This window comes from Phaeobacter sp. S60 (assembly GCF_000826845.1).
GTDB lineage: Bacteria > Pseudomonadota > Alphaproteobacteria > Rhodobacterales > Rhodobacteraceae > Phaeobacter > Phaeobacter piscinae.
On sequence record NZ_JSWJ01000007.1, the window covers coordinates 46,645 to 64,459 of the forward strand.

The window sequence follows — 17,815 nt, forward strand, 5'->3', positions numbered from 1 at the left end:
TTGTTCCAAGTGTTGCGTGTTTTGTTCATGGCGCAATAATTCTGATCGCATTTTCATATATCCAAAATTCATCTTGGGAGGAAAGAAAATGCTCGATTGGCTTAAGCGAGGCAGCGGGGACACAAAAGTGCCGGCCCGCGAGATGTTTATTGGCGGCGCGTGGAGCGCGGCCAGCAACGAAAAGACATTCGCGACGGACAATTCCACCACCGGAGACACCATTGCGCAAGTCGCGGACGCAACTGCGGACGATGTGACGGCGGCCATTGACGCAGCGACAAAGGCGCAGCCAGACTGGGCGGCGTTGCCTCCTGCTGCGCGCGCAGGGCTTTTTCACCGCGCTGCGGCACTGTTTGTGGAGCGTCAGCAGGATTTCGTGGACATGCTCGTCGCTGAGACCGGCTCGGGCTTTGGCAAGGCGATGTTTGAATGCTCGCTAGTACCGCTGGCGCTCGCCGAAGCCGCCGGGCTGACCACCCGCGAGATCGGCGAGATCTATCCGAGCCAGGTACCGGGGAAGATAAATCGCACGTTGCGCTCGCCCGCAGGCGTCGTGGGCGCAATCAGCCCGTGGAATTTCCCCCTTTACCTGTCGCTGCGAGGCTTCATTTATGCGCTGGCGCTCGGCAACACCGCCGTTCTGAAACCCTCAGAAGACAGTCCCCTGTCCGGTGGCCTGATGTTGGCGGAACTCTTCAACGACGCGGGTTTCCCAGCGGGTGTTTTCAACGTTGTTACGACCTCCCGCGACGGTGCGGCCATGGTGGGAAATGCTTTTGTAGATGACAAACGGATCGCGGTGATGAGTTTTACAGGCTCAACACGCGTCGGTCAGCTTCTCGCGACCGCTTGCGCCAAGGCATTCAAACCGATCGTGCTCGAACTCGGCGGCAAGAACTCGATGATCGTGCGCAAGGATGCCGATCTCGACCGTGCAGTCGATCTGGCATTCTTTGGTTCGTTCCTGCATCAGGGCCAGATTTGCATGTCCTGCGACAAAGTTCTGGTGGACCGTTCGATTTATGATGCGTTTGTCGAAAAGCTTGTGGCTAAGACAGTCAATTTCGTCCCCACCAACCCCGACGAACAGACCTGCGTGGTCGGCCCGATCATCAACACCCGTCAGCTGCGCCGGATCGAGGCCATGGTGGATTCAGCCGTCAAGGCTGGTGCCAAAGCTGAATGCGGCGGCAAGGCCCAAGGACCGTTCTACACCGCTACGGTGCTGACCCGCGTGACGCCGGAGATGGATGTCTGGACAGATGAAGTCTTTGGCCCCGTGACCACCGTGACGCCGTTTGACAGTGAAGATGAAGCCATCGCGATGGCCAATGACACGCCTTATGGTCTGTCTGCCTCTGTCGTTACCGGCGATGTGTTGCACGGTGAACTTCTGGCCGAGCGCATCCATGCGGGCATGGTCCACATCAACGACTCGACGGTCCACGACGAACCGCATTGCCCATTCTCGGGAATCGGGGCTTCGGGTGGCGGCGGCAAATGGGGACCGAAAGGCGCCATCGAGGCCTTTACAACGCAGCGCTGGATCTCGACCCAGCGTCAGCCGCACCCACTGCCGTTCTAGACGCTAGCCGAAAGTAAGAATTGGCCCGCTCCTCATGCGGTGAGGAGCCGTTTGGAGCGGGCGACTATGTCTTTGGGAGGACAATCATGAAAATTTTTTCGAAAGCACTCGAAAAGGGCGATAGGCTGATGACGCTTCAGGCCGGGCTGGTGCATGGCCGCATCGGGCGGCGGGCCTTTATACAGATGGCCGTGGCGGCCGGCGCATCGCTGGCGACAGCCAAAGTCTGGGCACAGGAACTGGGCGATGCGGCGATCACGCAGCGCTATAATGCGCAGAACCTGGCTAGATCCTATGACTATATCGTCGTCGGCTCCGGGTCAGGCGGCGCTGTGGTCGCTGGACGACTGGCAGCCGAAACCGATGCCAACGTACTGGTGCTGGAAGCCGGCGATACCGATCAGATTGACGAAGTACTGAACCCGCTGATGTGGCCCACCAATATCCGTTCCGAACGTGACTGGGGTTATACCGCAGAGGCTTCCGACAAGGTGAACGGGCGTTCTCTGATCCTACCGATGGGCAAGGTTGTTGGCGGCGGATCGTCGATCAACGTGATGATTTGGGCGCGTGGCCACAAGAACGATTTCGACCACTGGGCCGCCGAAACCGGCGATGAGGCCTGGAACTACGAGAATGTGCTGAAGATTTACAAGCGGATCGAAGATTGGCACGGCCCAGCAGATGACAGCCGCCGCGGCACGGGAGGGCGACTTTTCGTCACTGAGGTCGAAGACCCTAACCCGATCGCGCCGGCCTTTCTGCAAGCCTGTGAAAGCGTCGGGATTCCATCCTATTCCGATATGAACGGCGAAATGATGGAAGGCGAGGGCGGTGCGGCACTCGCCAATGTGCGGATCAAGGACGGGATGCGCCGCAACCTGCCCGCCGACTACCTTTGGGAAACGCTGAAGCGCCCGAACATCACACTGGTGACCGGCGCAACCGTCCACCGCGTCGAGCTTGATGGAACCACCGTGACGGGCGTCACTTTCGAGAAGGACGGCGAAGTGATGACCGTGGGCGCGAATGAACGCGTCGTGCTCTCGGCAGGTGCGATCAACACGCCGAAAATCCTGATGCAGTCAGGTATTGGTCCGGCGGCTCACCTCCGCGAGGTTGGCGTGGAGGTAGCGCATGATCTGCCCGGGGTCGGCCAAAATTTCCAGGATCACATCCTCGCCGCGGGCTGCGTATGGGAGTATGACACCCCGCTGCCGCCGCATAACTCGGCGGCCGAGGCGACATTCTTCTGGAAGTCGAATTCCAACCTCGACACACCCGACCTACAACCTTTCCAGATTGAGGTGCCCTACGCATCGGAAGTCCATGGCCCGGCCTTCGAGGTTCCGGCGGGGTCGTGGACTATCGCGCCCGGCATCGTGAAACCGAAATCGCGCGGCGAGGTGCGGCTCACGGGGCCGAACCCCAGCGATCCCCTCTCGATTGACGGCGGCTTCCTTAAGGAAGAGGCCGACCTGACCGCGCTCACCCGCTGCATTGAACTGTGCCGCGAAATCGGCAACTCCTCCCCGATGGCCGAGTTCGTGAAACGCGAGGTGATGCCCGGCGCGTTGTCGGGCGAAGACCTCAAGGACTTCGCCCGCAGCGCTGCCGGGACCTATTTCCACGAAAGCTGCACCTGCAAGATGGGTACGGACGAGATGTCGGTCGTGGATGGGTCGCTGTCAGTTTATGGCATCGAAAAACTGTCGATTGCCGACGCCTCAGTCATGCCGCAGGTCTCGACCGGCAACACGATGGCCCCAACCGTGATCATCGGCGAACGGATGGCCGACATTCTGGTGGGAGCGATCTGATGACTTTGCAAGCGATATTGACCCGACCCGCTATGGCCGCGATTGCGTTGGTGGCGGCGCTCCAGAGCGCTCAGGCGCAGGACTTTTCGGATCGCAAGATCGAGTTGAAGGCCGGGCTGACGGGTGTGTTCTTTGACGAGGCCGCGACCGTCAGCATAGGCGGCGTAGAAGTGCCAGGCGGTGATGCTCGGATCGACGACAATGTCACAGCCATTTTCGAGGTTGGGTACTTCTTTCGCCCGGACATTTCGGTCTGGTTGGGCCTCGGCCTTCCCGCGACAACCAGCCTTTACGGTGCCGGTTCGCTTGAGGCGTTCGGGCATCTGGGCGATGTCACCTATGGCGCCCCAAGCCTGACCCTGCGCTACCATTTCAACACCGACGGCAGGGTATCACCCTATATCGGAGCAGGTGCGGTCTATGGGCTGATCCTCGACGAAGAAGATGCGGCGCTTGCTGACGTGTCGGTCGATAACGGCTGAGGCACGGTGCTGGTCGCCGGTGTCGACTACGCCATCGACGACAGATGGGGCGCTTTTGCAGAGATCAAGAAATCCTGGCTGGAAACCGAAACAGATTTCACAGCGCCCACTGGGGCCGGACCGGTGGTGGGGGGCTCAAAGCTGACGCTCGATCCGGTCACGGTCACGTTGGGTGTGTCGTATCGGTTCTGACGACAAACGAGGAGCATTGCATGAGCGAAGATCGTTACGTCGATATCATGGGGCTGAGGACGCGCTACCGGCAAGTCGGCACGTCCGGTCCGGTGGTGCTCCTCGTCCACGGGATCTATTCGTCCATCGAGGACTGGCAGGGCAATATCGGCCCGCTCGCCGAGCGATACCGGGTCTGGGCGGTGGACCTGCCGGGCTGCGGCAGGACCGACAAGCCCGCCGATTTAGACCTGTCGCTCGATGCGCAGGTCGCGTTTCTGCGGGCCTTCGTGACGGAACTCGGGCTCGAAAGTTTCCACCTCGTGGGGCACTCGATGGGCGGACGGCTGTCATTGGGGCTCACGCGCGCAGAGCCGGCTCGGGTCCGTTCGCTGACCCTCGTCTCGCCTGCAGTGATCGGCTATGAGACCTACATTCTCTTCCGGCTCTCGACCCTGCCGGGGCTGGGAGAAATGTTGACCTGGCCGAACCCGCTGGGGATGCGGATGCTGATGGGGGAGGTCGTTCATGACAAGAGCCTGGTGACCGATGAACTCGTGCGCGCAAGACTGGCCTTCGCCCGCATGCCAGGGGCGCAACGCGCCTTTCTGAAGACCCTGCGTGGATTGTCGAACCTGTTCGGATTCCGCCGTGAACTGGTGCGTGACCTGCATGGTTGGCTGGGCGAAATCGACCAGCAGGTTATGGTGATCTGGGGCAAGCAGGACAAGCTAACGCCAATGCATCACCTGCGATTCCTCGAGCAGGGAACAAATGCCATTCGCAAACGTCTCTATGATGGCTGCGGTCACCTGCCGCATCTGGAACACGCGGATCGGTTCAACGCGGATCTGACGGCTTTTGTCGCGGATGTCGACAACCCGTGACTGTGGCACGCCAAAAAGTGTGTTCCGGTATCCGTGCATTCGTTAACAAAACACCCCGATATCGCGCCCTTAGTGACCTGCCCCCCGAAACCTCCCGCACTTTAATGTAGAGTTTGCTCAACCTCTTGAAGGAGCAAACAGATGCGAAAGAGCCGTTTTACAGAAGCGCAGATCATCGGGATGATCAAAGAACAGGAAGCCGGGATGCCGACGGAAGAGGTCTGCCGCAAGCACGGTCTCAGCCAGGGCACATTTTATAAATTCAAATCCAAGTATGGCGGCATGGAAGTGTCTGATGCGGCCAAGCTGAAGGCTTTGGAGGATGAGAAGGCAGGCACCCCATTCCGGCGATCACGCGCCGTTCCAAGAATTCTACTCCGCACCTCCGAATGTAACATATATCGCGTGGCGATATTTCGCGCATCGTGTCCGTTTCGCGGGCATGAACTTGCGGGACCGTGTAGCACTGAACATCCAGGAATTGAGACGCGCCCGCGGCCTCAGCCAGGAGGAGCTTGCTCATCGGGCCGACGTGAGCCGCGGCCATATGGGCAAGGTCGAGAACGCCAAGTTCGCGGCCTCCCTCGACCTTCTCGAACGCATCGCTCGGGCGCTCAATGTCGACCCCGAAGAACTCTTCGCGAAACGCTAGTCCGTTTCCTGCGGCTTTGATCCCGCCATTCCCCAACGAAAGAAAGAACGGCAAGAACAGTACGAGTGGCACGGGTACATGGCGAAAAGAAAGACAGGCTGGCCCTTTCAGGACGGGTTTCTGAACGATGGTACGCAGGAGATCCACCTGTTCACCGATTACCGTTGGAATGATGGTTCGGTGAGCCGCCGCTGGCATGTCGACCGAGAACGCTTCGATGTCAGCTTTGCCGAGCTTCGCCCGGTTTCCCTGAACACATCGGACCGTTCGGATCAGTAAGAGAACCACTCCGAGTGGCCCATGTTGCCCTCGTAGTCGCCGTATTCGACCATGATGCTGCGGGAATAGAAGTGCCAAAGGCCACCGCTGGTCGGATAGGCGATCTCCTGACCGCTTTCCGAGATGAATGTCGAGGGCCAGGGCGTGTGGGATCCGTAGACCCGCTGGATGTAGCGGCAGGTCCGGTTCTCACGATCGCAGGAACGGATCGACCAATCCCATTGCCGGGGTTCGTCGCGAGGCTCGTAGGATCGCCCGGCGAACCAGATCACATGGGTGCGATTCAGCCATTCATACTCCGGCAGGTTGGTGTCGAGTTCGCCCTCCCCGCCGGGACCGCCCAGCTCGACCGGCACATGGGCAAAGGTGCAGACTCCGAAGGGCGGCAGGCTCGGCCAGGGTGTGATCCGTCGAATCATCGTGCGATAGGCCCGTGCGCAAACCGCACTGGGAGGAAAACCGCCCGCCATGCAGAGCATGATGGCGCAATCGATGTCATAGGCCTGCGCCTTCTGCGGAGCTCCAAACACCGCCATCACTCCCATTGCAGCTGCCATCGCCTGTCGCTTCATATCGCTCTCCCGCAAAAGTTGCGGCAACTATCGTACAATATGTATTTTTCTGCAATATGTCGTATTGACTCCATATGACTTTATGGCCTTAGTGTCGTGAAGTAGAAGGGCTCTCGTGGGGAGAGTCCGAACATGCCGATAGCGCGCAACCAGATCCTGATCACCATCGATGGTGTCAAAGACTTGTCCGAGAAGGGCATCGCGTTCCGCTGCCGGTATGAACTCGTGGGGTTCACGGACGATGGCAAGCCGCGCTACCAGTGCATCTACCTGCGCGAGGGCGAACCGGAAGCCATTCTGGTCTCAACCCGGATCACCCCGCACGGTCCGGAGCCGCGGTATTTCAACATATGGCCGGGGCTCTTTAAACATCATCTCGAGTTCGGCGACGGGCGCGATTTGCGCTTTGGTCCTGACTATGAGCTCACCCTCGAGGAGCGCTGCTGACGTCATCGCCTTCGGCCGCGACGGCACGGCCCGCACCTCGGGCTGGACCTTCCATGGCGAGAGGCCTGCATGGGCCGGTCTGGATGATAGCGCTGAGGCCGAAGTCGTTCTGGCCTCTTTGGAAGCCACGCCGCCTACCGGTCGTGAGGGCATCCTCTCTCTGATCCAGACGACTGCCGTCCGCCACCAGGGGAACCGTGCCCTGCGCATAGCTGGTCTGAGTGCCGACGACTGGCAGGTCTTGTTCCGCGCCTTGGTCGAGGCTGAAAGCAGCTACAACCCGACCGCCGTCAGCCCGAAGGGCGCTTACGGTTTGGGGCAGTTGATGCCGGACACGGCCCGCGCGCTCGGCGTCGATCTGCGCGATCCGTCCCAGAACCTAGACGGCGCCGCACGCTATCTGCTCGCGCAGATCGCCACGTTCAAGGACATCGATCTGGCGCTCGCGGCCTATAATGCAGGGCCGCACCGCGTGGTCGAGTATTCCGGCATTCCGCCTTTCACCGAGACCCGCGACTACATTGCTCGCATCCACCGGATCCGGTCCCGGCTGGCGGGCACATCCGTTTCCGCGCCGGACATCCGTATCGCGACCCGCTTGCCTGCCCGCGCTCCGGTCCTCATCGATCTTCAGTAAAACAAGGGAAATTCGCATGCTTCGACATCGCCTCAGCCACCTCTTGCCTGCCGCCACAACCCTGGCGGCTTTCGCAACACCCGCGCTCGCGCAAGACTTGTCGCCGATCCAGACCATGCTGGAAACCGTCGAGGCCGCGCTGACCGGTCCCATCGGGATCGCGGTTGCCACGCTCGCGGTCATCGGCACCGGCTTCATGTGCATGATGGGACGGCTCAACTGGGGCTGGTTCGCCTCCGTCATCATCGGGATCGTGCTGATCTTCTCGGCCGGCACCATCGTCGACGGCTTCTCCTGAGAGCCGAGTAGAGCAGTGGCAGAACGATCCCCCCTCTTTCTGGGCCTCGCCCGACCGCCCAAGTATCTGGGCTTGCCCGTAGGATACCTCGTGGTTCTGGCGACCGGGGTCGTTCTGCCGTTCATCTGGACGAAGTCAATGGTGTTTTTCCTGATCGGCATCGTCACCTATCCGATCCTCTGGTTCGTCGCCGACCGCGAGCCGCATTTCTTCGAGGTCCTGCGCGTCTCCTACGGCGCGGTGCGCCCGACGAAGAACCGGGCCCTGCATGGAGGCGACAGCTTTGGCGCGTGATGCAGGCACACTTTCCACTCATGGAACCGCTCTGCTTCAGGCTGGTGGCGGTGACTTCGCGCGGGAGAGTTATCTCGCCGAACACCTGCCGTATTTCGCGCTCGCGGATGACGATGTGATGGTCTTGCGCGAGGGCGACCTTCTCGCCACCTTGCGCCTCGATGGACTGAACCCGATGACCAGCGAAGACGCCCGGCTCGACGCGCTCAAACGCGCGGTCGCCGCCATCGTTGCCCAGACAGGCAATGCTTTCGGCTTCTACATCCACCGCATCTCCGTGCCGCAGGATCTTGGGATGCGCCCCATCGAGGGCGACAGCTTTGCCGCCGCGATCGATGCGCGGTGGCAGTCCCATGTGAAGAACCTGCGCCCGGCCAAGCGTCAGCTCTATCTCAGCGTGATCCGGCGCCCCGATATCTCGGCGCGCATTCCGCTCTTGCGCGCACTGGCCCGGAAGGCCTGGGTCAAGGACCGCGCGACGCGCATGCAGGAGCTGAACGAGGTGATGGGCTTCTTCGAGGTGGCGCTCGCTTCCGCCAACCCTGTGCGGCTCACGAAGGCGGGCGGCGAATGGCTGGGCTATCTCAACACGCTGAACGCCGGCAGCTACTCCCCCATCGCCTTCGGCCAAAGCGCCCTGCCCCTCTCGCATACCTTGAGCAATTGCCGCGCGACTTTTGAGGGCGACGTCGTGACCCTGACAGACGCCGTGACCGGCCAGATCAAATACGGCGCGCTCTTCTCGATGAAGACCTACCCGGCATTGACAGATGTAACACTGCTCGACGCGCTCGACCTGCCGCTCGACATAGTGCTGACGAACTCCTTCAGCCCAATCCCGAACAACATCATGGCCGAGCGCATCCAGCGGATCATCCGCCAGATGCAGGCTTCTGACGACGCGGCCGTCTCCTTGCGGGAACAGCTGGGCCAAGCCGCCGACGACCAGGAGGCAGGGCGCATCGCTTTTGGCGATCATCACCTGTCGATCGCCGTCTATGCGCCGGACCGCGACACGCTCGAGCGCGCCGCCGCCCAGATCAAGCGCGTGGGCCAGGAAATCATGTCGGTGATCGTGCGCGAGGCCATGGCGCTGAAGGCGACCTATTTTGCGCAGTCGCCCGGCAATTTCGGCTACCGCGCGCGCAAGACACCGATCTCCTCGATCAATTTCGCCGACTTCGCGGCCCTGCATGGCAGTATCGAGGGGCGCGGCCCCGATCACTCGCCCTGGGGCCAGACGATCTCCGTGCTGCCGACGGTCGGCACCTCTGGCTATCGATTCAATTTCCATGAGGCGGGCAGCCCGGGCAAGGAACCGACCGTCGGCCATACGCTCGTGCTGGGGCGCACAGGCACCGGCAAGACGCTGACCACCGCCTTCCTCGCAGCCCAAGCGCAGCGGGTCGGGGCGCGGCTCTTCTTTTTCGACAAGGATCGCGGCCTCGAAATGGCCGTTCGCGCCCTTGGTGGCCGCTACAACGAAATCCGGGCAGGCGTGCCGTCCGGCTTGAACCCTCTCGATACCGAAATCGATGAACGGGGCCGCGCCTGGCTCTCGGACTGGCTTTCGACCCTTCTTTCCCGGGGCGGAACCCTGACCGGCGAGCAGTCCCGCCATATCCAGAGCGCGGTCGCGCAAAATGCCCATGCAGAGGGCTCGCTCAGACGCTTCGCGAGTTTCGAGACCCTGTTTCAGTCGCTCGATGACGATGGCGAGTTGCAGAGCCGCGTCGCCGAATGGGCGCCCGGCGGGCGCTATGGCTGGGTCTTCGACGAGCCGGAATACGGTGCCGGGCTTGAACTGGCCTCCGACATCATCGGCTTTGACATGACCGAGATTCTCGACATGACCACCGAGCGCATGGCGGTGCTCTCCTACATCTTCCGTCAGATCGAACGCGTGGTCGAGGATCGCCGCCCCACCATCATCGTGCTCGACGAAGCCTGGAAGCTTCTCGACGATCCCTACTTCGGGGCGCGGCTGGAAAACTGGCTGGTCACGCTTCGGAAGATGAATTGCGTCGTGATCATGATGACGCAATATCCGAGCCAACTGCGCGACAGCCGCGTCGGCAAGACCATCGTCGAGACGGTGCCAACGCAGATCCTCTTCCCGAACGATCGCGCCACCGTCTCCGACTACGACTTCCTCCGCGTGAACGCCAAGGAGGGCGCCCTTCTCGTCCAGCCCACCATCGGCCAGCGCATCGCACTTGTGCGCTCGGCGGGCGACAGCGTCTTCGTCGATGCGGACCTCTCCGCACTTGGCACCCTTCTCCCCATCCTTGGCGGCGGCGCCACCGGCGAGGCCCGTGTGCCTGCCGATTGGCGCGCCAATCCCGATTTCTGGAGACATGTGATATGAGTTCGAAACCCCTTCTCGCGCTTTTCGCCGCCGCAGGCCTTCTTTCCGCTTGCGAGAAGTACACCGAGAAAACTTCGCCCTGCTTCGGACGCAATGGCGAGCCGCAAGTAACGCGGTCCGCGCTGTCCTTCTCGACCATGGGCGCACCGACTCACGCGACGGCCAAACCCGACTGCACCTTCGAGCCTCTGCCCCGTCCGGAATGAGCCGTATTGCGATCATATCCGCCGGGCTCTTCCTCGGCCTCGGTGCCCTGCCCGCCCATGCCCAGGGCGTGCCGACGCAGGATAATTCCGCGATCGGTCGCGCCATCGCGCGCGTGACAGCGCTGGCCGAGGATCTTGGCGTCCAACAGGACAAGGATCGGACCGAATCCACGCTGGCCGATGTGCAGGCCGACCAGCTGCGCGTCCTTCAGGAGATGACGGCGGCCATCACCGGCCCCGGATTTGATATCCGCGCCCTCGAAGGCAATGCGGATTTTGGTGTGTCGGCGGTCTATCCAAATACCGACCCTAGCCCCATGAACAGCCGCCTCTTCGGCGAGGGCCGCGAGACGGTCGAGATGATGATTGTCGAGGTCGCCGGCGAGTTCGCAGGCGCACCCGGTGTGGCCCGCGCGGGTCTCTCGGCCACCCAGTGGCGCTGCCTCTTCCAGGCCCTGATCAAGCAGGAGAGCCGGTTCAACGTCGCCGCACAAAGTCCGGTCGGGGCCTATGGGTTGACCCAGCTCATGCCTGGCACCGCCTCCGATCTCGGCGTCGACCGGTACGATGTGAAAGACAACCTCCGTGGCGGCGCGCGTTACATCACGACCCAGCTCAACCGCTTCGGCAACATCCCCCATGCGCTTGCGGCCTACAACGCGGGGCCGGGACGCGTGATCGAATATGGTGGCGTGCCGCCCTTTGCCGAAACACAGGGCTACGTGCGCAACATCTCGAAGTTCTACAACGAATACCTCGCCGTGGTGGGCGGTGCCGACGCGCTCGGCACGCTCTCGCCTTCGGATTTTGCGCTCGCCGAATATGCCAGCATCTCGGAGGCCGGCGTCTATTACGCCGCCGACAGTTCGGCGACCACTGAGCAGGTCATCAACCGTCTGCGCGCGATCATCCTGCAGATCGATGCGCAGCCCAATGCCAAGGCGGCCTGGGAGCTTAACACCTACGCCAAGGCCGAGATTGGCCGCATCCTCAACCTCCGCGTCCGGCTGATGGCGGCAAACCAGCAGCGCGCGGCGGCCTATGCGCAGCACCTCGTCGCCGACCGGCTGGCCGAGCGCGACTTCATGCAGATGGGAGTTCCCGAATGAGACATCTTCTCCTGACCGTGGCTGCGGTCACAACACTCGGGTTTTCTTCGCCCGCCTCGGCTCAAGGCGTGCCGACCTTTGATGGATCGCAGCTTGGCCAACTCGTGGCACAGCTCGAACACATGGCCGAGGACCTGAACGTCCAGATGCAGCAGCTGGCCACCATGCGGCTGGAACTGGAAACCCAGCTGTCGCAACTCACGAACCTCGAGGCGCAACTGACCTCGTTGATCGAAGGCAGCGGGCTCGGCGAACTCTTTGCCACGGTCGAGGAATTCCGAGCGCTGCGTGGCAAGCTGGTGGCCCCGCTCAACACCGCGCAATCCTTGGCCAGCGGTGATTTCCTGAGCGGCTTCAATCCCGGCGCGGAACTGTCAGCCTCAGTCGAGCGCGTTCTGTCGGGCAGCGGCTTCACCTCGGAACGCCTGGGGACACTCTCAAGCTCTGACCAACCCGCCGACAACCGGATTGCCGCCTCGGCCGGGGCCAGCGCCATGCTCTCCGTCGCGGCACAAGAAAGCCACTCAGAGGCGGGGCAAAGCCTTGAGCGGCTCCAGACCATGGTCGGGCTCATCGACGATCAGGACGGGCTGAAAGCAGCCGTCGATCTCAACACCCGCGTCACCGCCGAGCTCGGGATCATCCTGACCCAGATCTGGCGTCTGGAAGCCGCGCAAGGCGTCAGCGCCGGCCAGCTCGGCGTTGTCGATGCCGCGACCCTTGCAGATGAGCGCAAGTTCCGCTCGATGGCGGTGGATCCATGAAGACTTCCAAACGCATCCCAAGCCGCTTCACTGTGATGGAAGCCGGACTTCTCGGCCTTTCACTTGTTATCCCGGTCGCTCTCCTCCTCCGCCCCGACGCGGCATCAGGTCAGGATCGGCCCTTCACCTCGATGGCCATCGAACGGGACGAGGCCGACGACTGCCGCGTCCCCAAACCGCCCGCCGATTTGGCCGAAACCGCCTATCTGCGCAATGGCTACCGCGCCATCCTGCGCATCCTGATCGCCGAAGAAGCGCTCGCCTCGGAAACCTGCACCTGCCTGCTGGATCAGTTCACCTGGGATCAGGCACTTGACGTCCTGCCCCGGTTCCAGACCTCGGACAACCCGCGCCTCCCGTTCAAGGTGCTCGATCTCTACGCCAAGGCCGATGCGCTGGAAGCTCAAGTTGCCGAAGGATGTGCAGAGTAGATGGGGGTCATTCGGGACATCCTCGGGCAGGTCGACGCTGCGGTGAACACCGTGGCGCAGGACGGCTTTGTGTCCTCGGCGGCCTCGGTCGGCAACGTCATCTCGGCAGGGGCCACCCTTCTCCTCGTGCTTCTCGGGATCAACGCGGTCATGCAACTGCGCCCCCTGCCCTTCGGCACGGGCTTTGCCTTTGGGATAAAAGTGGCGCTGGTTGGGATATTCGCGCAGAGCTGGGACAATTTCAGCGCCATCTATGGCGTGGTCACGGAAGTCCCCGACTCCATCGGCGCCTCGATCCTCGCCCTCACCGGCTCGGGCGACGAGGCCGGGGTCTATGAGAGCCTCGACAATATGGTCGCGCGCATCACCGCCTATGGCGACACGATCGGCGATCGCGCGGGCTGGGTCTTTGGCGCGGTCCTCGGCGCCATCTTCTTTGTCCTTTCCGCCGTTTTCGCGGCCGTCACCGCAGGGATCATCGCCTTCGCCCGCATTGTCTTCGCGCTGATGATCGTGATCGCCCCCTTCATGATCGTGACCTCGCTCTTCAAACCGACCCAGTCCCTCTTCGAGGCCTGGACCCGCGCCACCATCGGCTATGCGCTCATGCCCGTCGCCGCTGCCGGGGCTGCGGGCATCATCGTGGCCATCGCCGAGGCCATTGGGGATGCTTCCGCCGATCCGGGCGATGTCGAGACCGTCAGCCTCATCCTGCCCTTCCTCGTGATCCTGATCCTCAGCGCCGGGATCATGGCTTCGGTGCCCTACATCGCCTCCAACCTTACCGGCGTGGTGGGCATTGCCTCGAATGCCGTGGGTCTGACCGGCCTCGCACGTCAGGGCTTCGTGAACACGCGCCAGTATGGCACCGGCGCGACCTCCCGCCTCGTCACCGGCAAGTCCCCGCACGAGCTGAATCAGATGGCCAATGCGGGCGTGGTCAAAACCGGCGAGATGATCCGGCAAAGCCCGGGCGCGCTTCTCTCTGCCGCCAAGGGCTTCCGCAAACCCTGATGTGAAAGACGACGACTTTGAAGAAGCTTGTGACCAGTTCCTCCGCGCCTGACCGCGACGCTTTCGAGGCGGATTTCATCTACGGGCCACGGCGGCGCGAGCGTTTCGCCTGGTTTGTCGCGGCGGCCGGCGTGCTGGTTGGCGTGGCCGGCATGGTCGCGGGCGCGAGCCTCTTCCCGCTCAAATCGACCGAGACCTTCGTGGTCGTGGTCGACAAGGAAACCGGCGAGATGGATCGGGTCGCCGCCGTTCAGGCCCTGACGCTTTCCGAGAGCGATGCCATCATCCAGGCCAATCTCGTGGCCTACGTCGATGACCGCGAAACCTATGACCTGACCGATGGCGAGCAGCGTATCAACTCGGTGCTCGATCGCTCGGACGGCGATGCCGCCCGCACGCTGCGTGATCTCTGGTCCTCCACCAACGAAGATTACCCGATCACCGTCTATGGCCGCGACGCCAAGATCGAGGTGGTGATCAAATCGGTGAACCAGATCGAGCGCGGCGTGGCCCAGGTCCGCTTCACCCGTACGCTGCGCCGCCCCCGCGACACCCGCACCGTGACCCGGTCTTACGTCGCCACTGTCGGCTACGACTTCCAACCCGAAACCCGCCAGCGCCTTCAGGACGTCTGGGCCAACCCCTTGGGCTTCGTGGTGACCTCCTACCGCGTCGACGCCGAGACCCTGGAGAACTGACCAAGATGAAATCCTTCCCTGCGCTCCTCCTGGCGCTCGCCCTTCCTGTTGCTGCGAATGCTGAGGCCACCCCACGGGGCGGCCCGCTCGATGTCCGCATCCGCACGGCTGTCTATAACGAGAACCAGGTCTACCGGATCGAAACCGATCTCAGGCATTCGACGACGATTCATTTCGGGGCGGGGGAGCGCTTTGAAGCGGTGATTGTCGGCGACACCGAGAGCTTCCAGGTCGATCCGATCCCCGAACTCGGCAACGTGCTGACGATCAAACCGCATGTGGCCAATGCCTCCACGAACATGACGGTGATCACCAACCGGCGCACCTATTCCTTCCACCTGCGCGAAGGTTCGATCCCGAATCGCACCGGCATGTTCTTCGAGGTGCGCTTCCGCTACCCCGATGAGGAGCGCCGCGCGGCGGGTTCCAGCCAGCCCAAGGGATTTGAGGCCCCGCGCAACTATAACTACCGCGTCTCAGGCGAGGGCGACTTCCGCCCCAGCCATATCTACGACGACGGGCGCTACACATATTTCCTCTTCCCGGAGAACGGTCGCCAGCCCGCCCTCTTCAAGGCCGATGACCAGGGCCGTGAGCGCACGGTGAACTGGACCCAGCAAGGCAACACCGTCCGGGTGCTCGGGGTGAACACCTACTGGACGTTGCGCATCGGTGACGAGGCGATTTGCGCCTGGCGCGACGAAAGCGCCATCTACGTGAGCAACTGACCATGGCCGATCAAACCCCTCCCGACCTGCAGGACCGCCTCGATCAATTCAGCCAGCGCGGCAAATCCAAACGCCGCGGCAACAGCCTCGGGGTCGGCGCGCTCGCGGCCGCCCTCGCCCTTGGCGGGGCCGGGGTCGCGTATTTCCTGGCGACTGGATTGCAGACAAGTGACAGCGCGCTTGAGACTTCTGATGTCGAAACCTTCCAGGACCGCCGCCCCGGCACGGGCGGGCGGTTGGAGTTTCCACCCGACGAGGCCGAACAACGGGTCAATGACGCGCTGATCGCCGTCGAGGAAGCGCTTGATGTGCCCGCTGCCCCTGCCCCGGAGGCAAGCGCCGAGGTGCTGGCCGAGATCGCCAAACTGCGCGAGGCCCTCGCCGCCAGCCAGGCCGCGCGCAATTCCGAAATCCAATCCGCCGTCGCGGACCTGCGCGAGGCCTTCGACGAACAGAAGGCGACACTCGAGGCGACGCTCACGGCAAAGGAAACCGAGCTTGCCAACCTGCAGCGCCAGACCGAGACCCGCATCGAAGGGCTGCAAGCCATGCTCGATGCCGAACGGGCGCAACGCGAGGGGCTTGAGGCAGAGCTCAACCGCGAGGGGTTGATCGCCGATCAGCGCCTTCTCGAAGAACGCAGGCGTCAGGAAGAGGAGCAGCGGCAACGTGAGGCCGAGCGGATTGCGGAAGAGCTTCTGACCGCGCAGATCAAATCCCCCGCGGTGGTCTATGCTGACGGGCACTCCAATAGTCTGGGTGGTGGCCAAAGTGGCGCGGCGGTGGCTGATCCGGCGGCCCCTGGCACCCAAGGGCCAACCCTCTCGGGCAATGAGCAGTTCTTGCAAAGCGCGCGACCGCTCGAGGTGCAGGAGGCCGCCCGCCTCACCCATCCCGAGCGCACGCTGACGCAAGGCTCGGTCATCCAGGCCGCGCTTCAGACCGCCATCAACAGCGATCTGCCCGGGTCTGTCGTGGCCGTCGTCTCCGAGCCGGTTCCGGCGTTTTCCGGGGACCGGATCCTGATCCCCCGTGGCTCCCGCCTTTTTGGCCAATACCGCTCCGGGATCGAATTGCACCAGAAGCGTATCCTGATCCTCTGGACCCGCGTCCTGACCCCGGACGGCACCTCGATGGAAATCGCCGCCGTGGGCGGGGACCAACTCGGTCGCTCGGGCCTCACCGGTCTCGTCGACACCAAGTTCGCCGAGCGTTTCGGCGGCGCGGCGTTGATTTCCGTGATCGGGGCGGCGCCGGCCGTGGCGGCCGAGAGCGCCAACAATGAAACCACAAGCATAGTCCTGGGCGATGTCGGCAGTGATCTTCAGGATGCGGTCGGCTCGGTCATTGCCGATCAGGTCTCGATCGCGCCGACGATCTATGTCGATCAGGGGGCCTCGGTCACCGTGCTGGTGGACCGGGATGTGGTGATTTACTGATGGAGCAGGCATCACCAGCCTCATACCTCGAGCGCTATCTCGATCCGTTCCGCGACCTGCTGAGACGCGATGACGTGGTCGAGATCACGATCAATCCGGACGGCAAGGTCTGGCTCGAGGTCGCGGGTGACGCCACGATGCGACACGAAGGCCAGACCGTGGATCGCACCACCGCCCTCAACATGGCCCAGACCATCGTCGGCGACGCCAAGGCCCGCGTCTCTGAAAAGAACCCGCTCGTGTCCGGCAAGGTGGAATATGCAGGCCGGCCCCTCCGGGTCCAGGTCGCCGTGCCGCCCGCCATCGATCGCGGTGCCTCGATCACGATCCGCCTCTTCGCCTCGGGCAGCGTACGTGACTACGTGCCAACCTATCTTTTCGGCAAGGCCGTCTCGCTCGATGCGCTCCGCGCCGAGAAGATGAAGAACATTGCCAGTCTCGCCGAGGAAAACCTCGAGATCGCGCTGCAAACCCTGGTCGAGGCACGGCTCAACGTCCTGATCAGCGGTGGCACCTCGACCGGCAAGACCACCTTCGCCCGACACCTCCTGACGCATGTCATCGAACATGAACGGCTGATCACCATCGAAGACGCCTTCGAGCTTTTCCCCGGCCAACCGAACACCGTCGCCCTTCTGGCCGACCGCGGTGCCGGCTCGCAACGCAGCGCCAACGCCCTCCTTCAGGCCTCCCTCCGCATGCGCCCCGACCGGATTATCGTCGGCGAGCTGCGCGGGGCCGAGGCCCTGACCTATCTCGAAGCCATCAACACCGGTCATGGTGGGTCGGTTTCGACGATCCACGCCGAAACCGCGGAACTCGCCATCGATCGGTTGGCGATCATGGTACTGCAGGCGGGAACGCCGCTGACCTTCGCCGAGGTGCGCGAGTACATCCGCAAGTCCATCGATGTGATCGTTCAGCTCGGGCGGGG

General features: G+C 62.7%; 20 protein-coding genes and 2 pseudogenes. 21 read left to right on the forward strand and 1 reads right to left on the reverse strand.

The genetic code is table 11. The features are described from left to right. The first annotated feature begins 88 nt into the window (after positions 1-88). The 7 genes and pseudogenes from OO25_RS07650 (at position 89) to OO25_RS07675 (ending at position 5,876) form a co-directional block, all read left to right on the forward strand. Positions 89-1,585, forward strand: a complete 1,497-nt coding sequence (locus OO25_RS07650; RefSeq protein WP_040179400.1) for an aldehyde dehydrogenase family protein — start codon at positions 89-91, stop codon at positions 1,583-1,585. 86 nt (positions 1,586-1,671) lie between these two features. Further along, positions 1,672-3,405: a GMC family oxidoreductase N-terminal domain-containing protein gene (locus OO25_RS07655; protein WP_040179402.1), complete on the forward strand. Its 1,734-nt coding sequence runs from the start codon at positions 1,672-1,674 to the stop codon at positions 3,403-3,405. Between the two features lie 32 nt (positions 3,406-3,437). Beyond that, a pseudogene (locus OO25_RS07660) lies at positions 3,438-4,079 on the forward strand (OmpW family protein). A gap of 20 nt (positions 4,080-4,099) precedes the next feature. Beyond that, positions 4,100-4,945 carry an alpha/beta fold hydrolase gene (locus tag OO25_RS07665; RefSeq protein ID WP_040179405.1) on the forward strand — a complete coding sequence of 282 codons (846 nt, stop codon included), beginning with the start codon at positions 4,100-4,102 and terminating at the stop codon, positions 4,943-4,945. 141 nt (positions 4,946-5,086) lie between these two features. After that, positions 5,087-5,278: pseudogene (locus OO25_RS22475) on the forward strand (transposase); the annotation flags it as partial. Positions 5,279-5,387: 109 nt separating this feature from the next. Beyond that, positions 5,388-5,597, forward strand: a complete 210-nt coding sequence (locus OO25_RS07670; RefSeq protein ID WP_040179450.1) for a helix-turn-helix transcriptional regulator — start codon at positions 5,388-5,390, stop codon at positions 5,595-5,597. A 78-nt stretch (positions 5,598-5,675) separates the two neighbouring features. Continuing rightward, positions 5,676-5,876 carry a hypothetical protein gene (locus tag OO25_RS07675; RefSeq protein ID WP_027238812.1) on the forward strand — a complete coding sequence of 67 codons (201 nt, stop codon included), beginning with the start codon at positions 5,676-5,678 and terminating at the stop codon, positions 5,874-5,876. On the opposite strand, the gene OO25_RS07680 is transcribed toward OO25_RS07675, so the two are convergent. Next, entirely contained in the window at positions 5,870-6,448 is a 579-nt protein-coding gene (locus OO25_RS07680; RefSeq protein WP_040179409.1) for a hypothetical protein, read from the reverse strand. The two genes, OO25_RS07675 and OO25_RS07680, sit on opposite strands and share 7 nt — an antisense overlap. 132 nt (positions 6,449-6,580) lie before the next feature. On the opposite strand from OO25_RS07680, the gene OO25_RS07685 reads away from it, so the two are divergent. The 14 genes from OO25_RS07685 to OO25_RS07750 all read left to right on the forward strand — a co-directional run. Beyond that, positions 6,581-6,895 (forward strand): hypothetical protein, encoded by a 315-nt coding sequence (locus OO25_RS07685; RefSeq protein ID WP_040179412.1) that lies wholly within the window; start codon positions 6,581-6,583, stop codon positions 6,893-6,895. After that, positions 6,867-7,532, forward strand: a complete 666-nt coding sequence (locus tag OO25_RS07690; RefSeq protein WP_081288630.1) for a lytic transglycosylase domain-containing protein — start codon at positions 6,867-6,869, stop codon at positions 7,530-7,532. The genes OO25_RS07685 and OO25_RS07690 overlap by 29 nt, the downstream gene beginning before the upstream one ends. A gap of 16 nt (positions 7,533-7,548) precedes the next feature. Further along, the gene (locus OO25_RS07695) at positions 7,549-7,830 is read left to right on the forward strand and encodes a TrbC/VirB2 family protein (protein WP_040179414.1); all 282 of its coding nucleotides are present in this window, start codon (positions 7,549-7,551) and stop codon (positions 7,828-7,830) included. Positions 7,831-7,845: 15 nt separating this feature from the next. Then, positions 7,846-8,124 (forward strand): type IV secretion system protein VirB3, encoded by a 279-nt coding sequence (locus OO25_RS07700; RefSeq protein ID WP_040179417.1) that lies wholly within the window; start codon positions 7,846-7,848, stop codon positions 8,122-8,124. Then, the gene (locus tag OO25_RS07705) at positions 8,099-10,492 is read left to right on the forward strand and encodes a type IV secretion system protein B4 (RefSeq protein WP_175304807.1); all 2,394 of its coding nucleotides are present in this window, start codon (positions 8,099-8,101) and stop codon (positions 10,490-10,492) included. The genes OO25_RS07700 and OO25_RS07705 overlap by 26 nt, the downstream gene beginning before the upstream one ends. After that, positions 10,489-10,698 carry a hypothetical protein gene (locus OO25_RS07710; protein WP_040179421.1) on the forward strand — a complete coding sequence of 70 codons (210 nt, stop codon included), beginning with the start codon at positions 10,489-10,491 and terminating at the stop codon, positions 10,696-10,698. Before OO25_RS07705 ends, OO25_RS07710 begins: the two co-directional genes overlap by 4 nt. After that, positions 10,695-11,807, forward strand: a complete 1,113-nt coding sequence (locus tag OO25_RS07715) for a lytic transglycosylase domain-containing protein (protein WP_040179424.1) — start codon at positions 10,695-10,697, stop codon at positions 11,805-11,807. Before OO25_RS07710 ends, OO25_RS07715 begins: the two co-directional genes overlap by 4 nt. Beyond that, positions 11,804-12,571 (forward strand): type IV secretion system protein, encoded by a 768-nt coding sequence (locus tag OO25_RS07720; RefSeq protein WP_040179426.1) that lies wholly within the window; start codon positions 11,804-11,806, stop codon positions 12,569-12,571. Before OO25_RS07715 ends, OO25_RS07720 begins: the two co-directional genes overlap by 4 nt. Next, positions 12,568-13,002 (forward strand): hypothetical protein, encoded by a 435-nt coding sequence (locus OO25_RS07725; protein ID WP_242407003.1) that lies wholly within the window; start codon positions 12,568-12,570, stop codon positions 13,000-13,002. The genes OO25_RS07720 and OO25_RS07725 overlap by 4 nt, the downstream gene beginning before the upstream one ends. Continuing rightward, positions 13,003-14,016, forward strand: a complete 1,014-nt coding sequence (locus OO25_RS07730; protein ID WP_040179428.1) for a type IV secretion system protein — start codon at positions 13,003-13,005, stop codon at positions 14,014-14,016. Positions 14,017-14,033: 17 nt separating this feature from the next. Continuing rightward, positions 14,034-14,714, forward strand: a complete 681-nt coding sequence (locus tag OO25_RS07735; protein ID WP_040179430.1) for a virB8 family protein — start codon at positions 14,034-14,036, stop codon at positions 14,712-14,714. 5 nt (positions 14,715-14,719) lie between these two features. Continuing rightward, entirely contained in the window at positions 14,720-15,442 is a 723-nt protein-coding gene (locus OO25_RS07740; protein WP_040179432.1) for a TrbG/VirB9 family P-type conjugative transfer protein, read from the forward strand. Between the two features lie 2 nt (positions 15,443-15,444). Then, complete coding sequence (locus OO25_RS07745) at positions 15,445-16,881, forward strand: TrbI/VirB10 family protein (protein WP_040179433.1); 1,437 nt, start codon at positions 15,445-15,447, stop codon at positions 16,879-16,881. Beyond that, positions 16,881-17,815 (forward strand): ATPase, T2SS/T4P/T4SS family (locus OO25_RS07750; protein WP_040179434.1); only part of this gene is annotated, 935 nt, incomplete at its 3' end. The genes OO25_RS07745 and OO25_RS07750, both read left to right, overlap by 1 nt.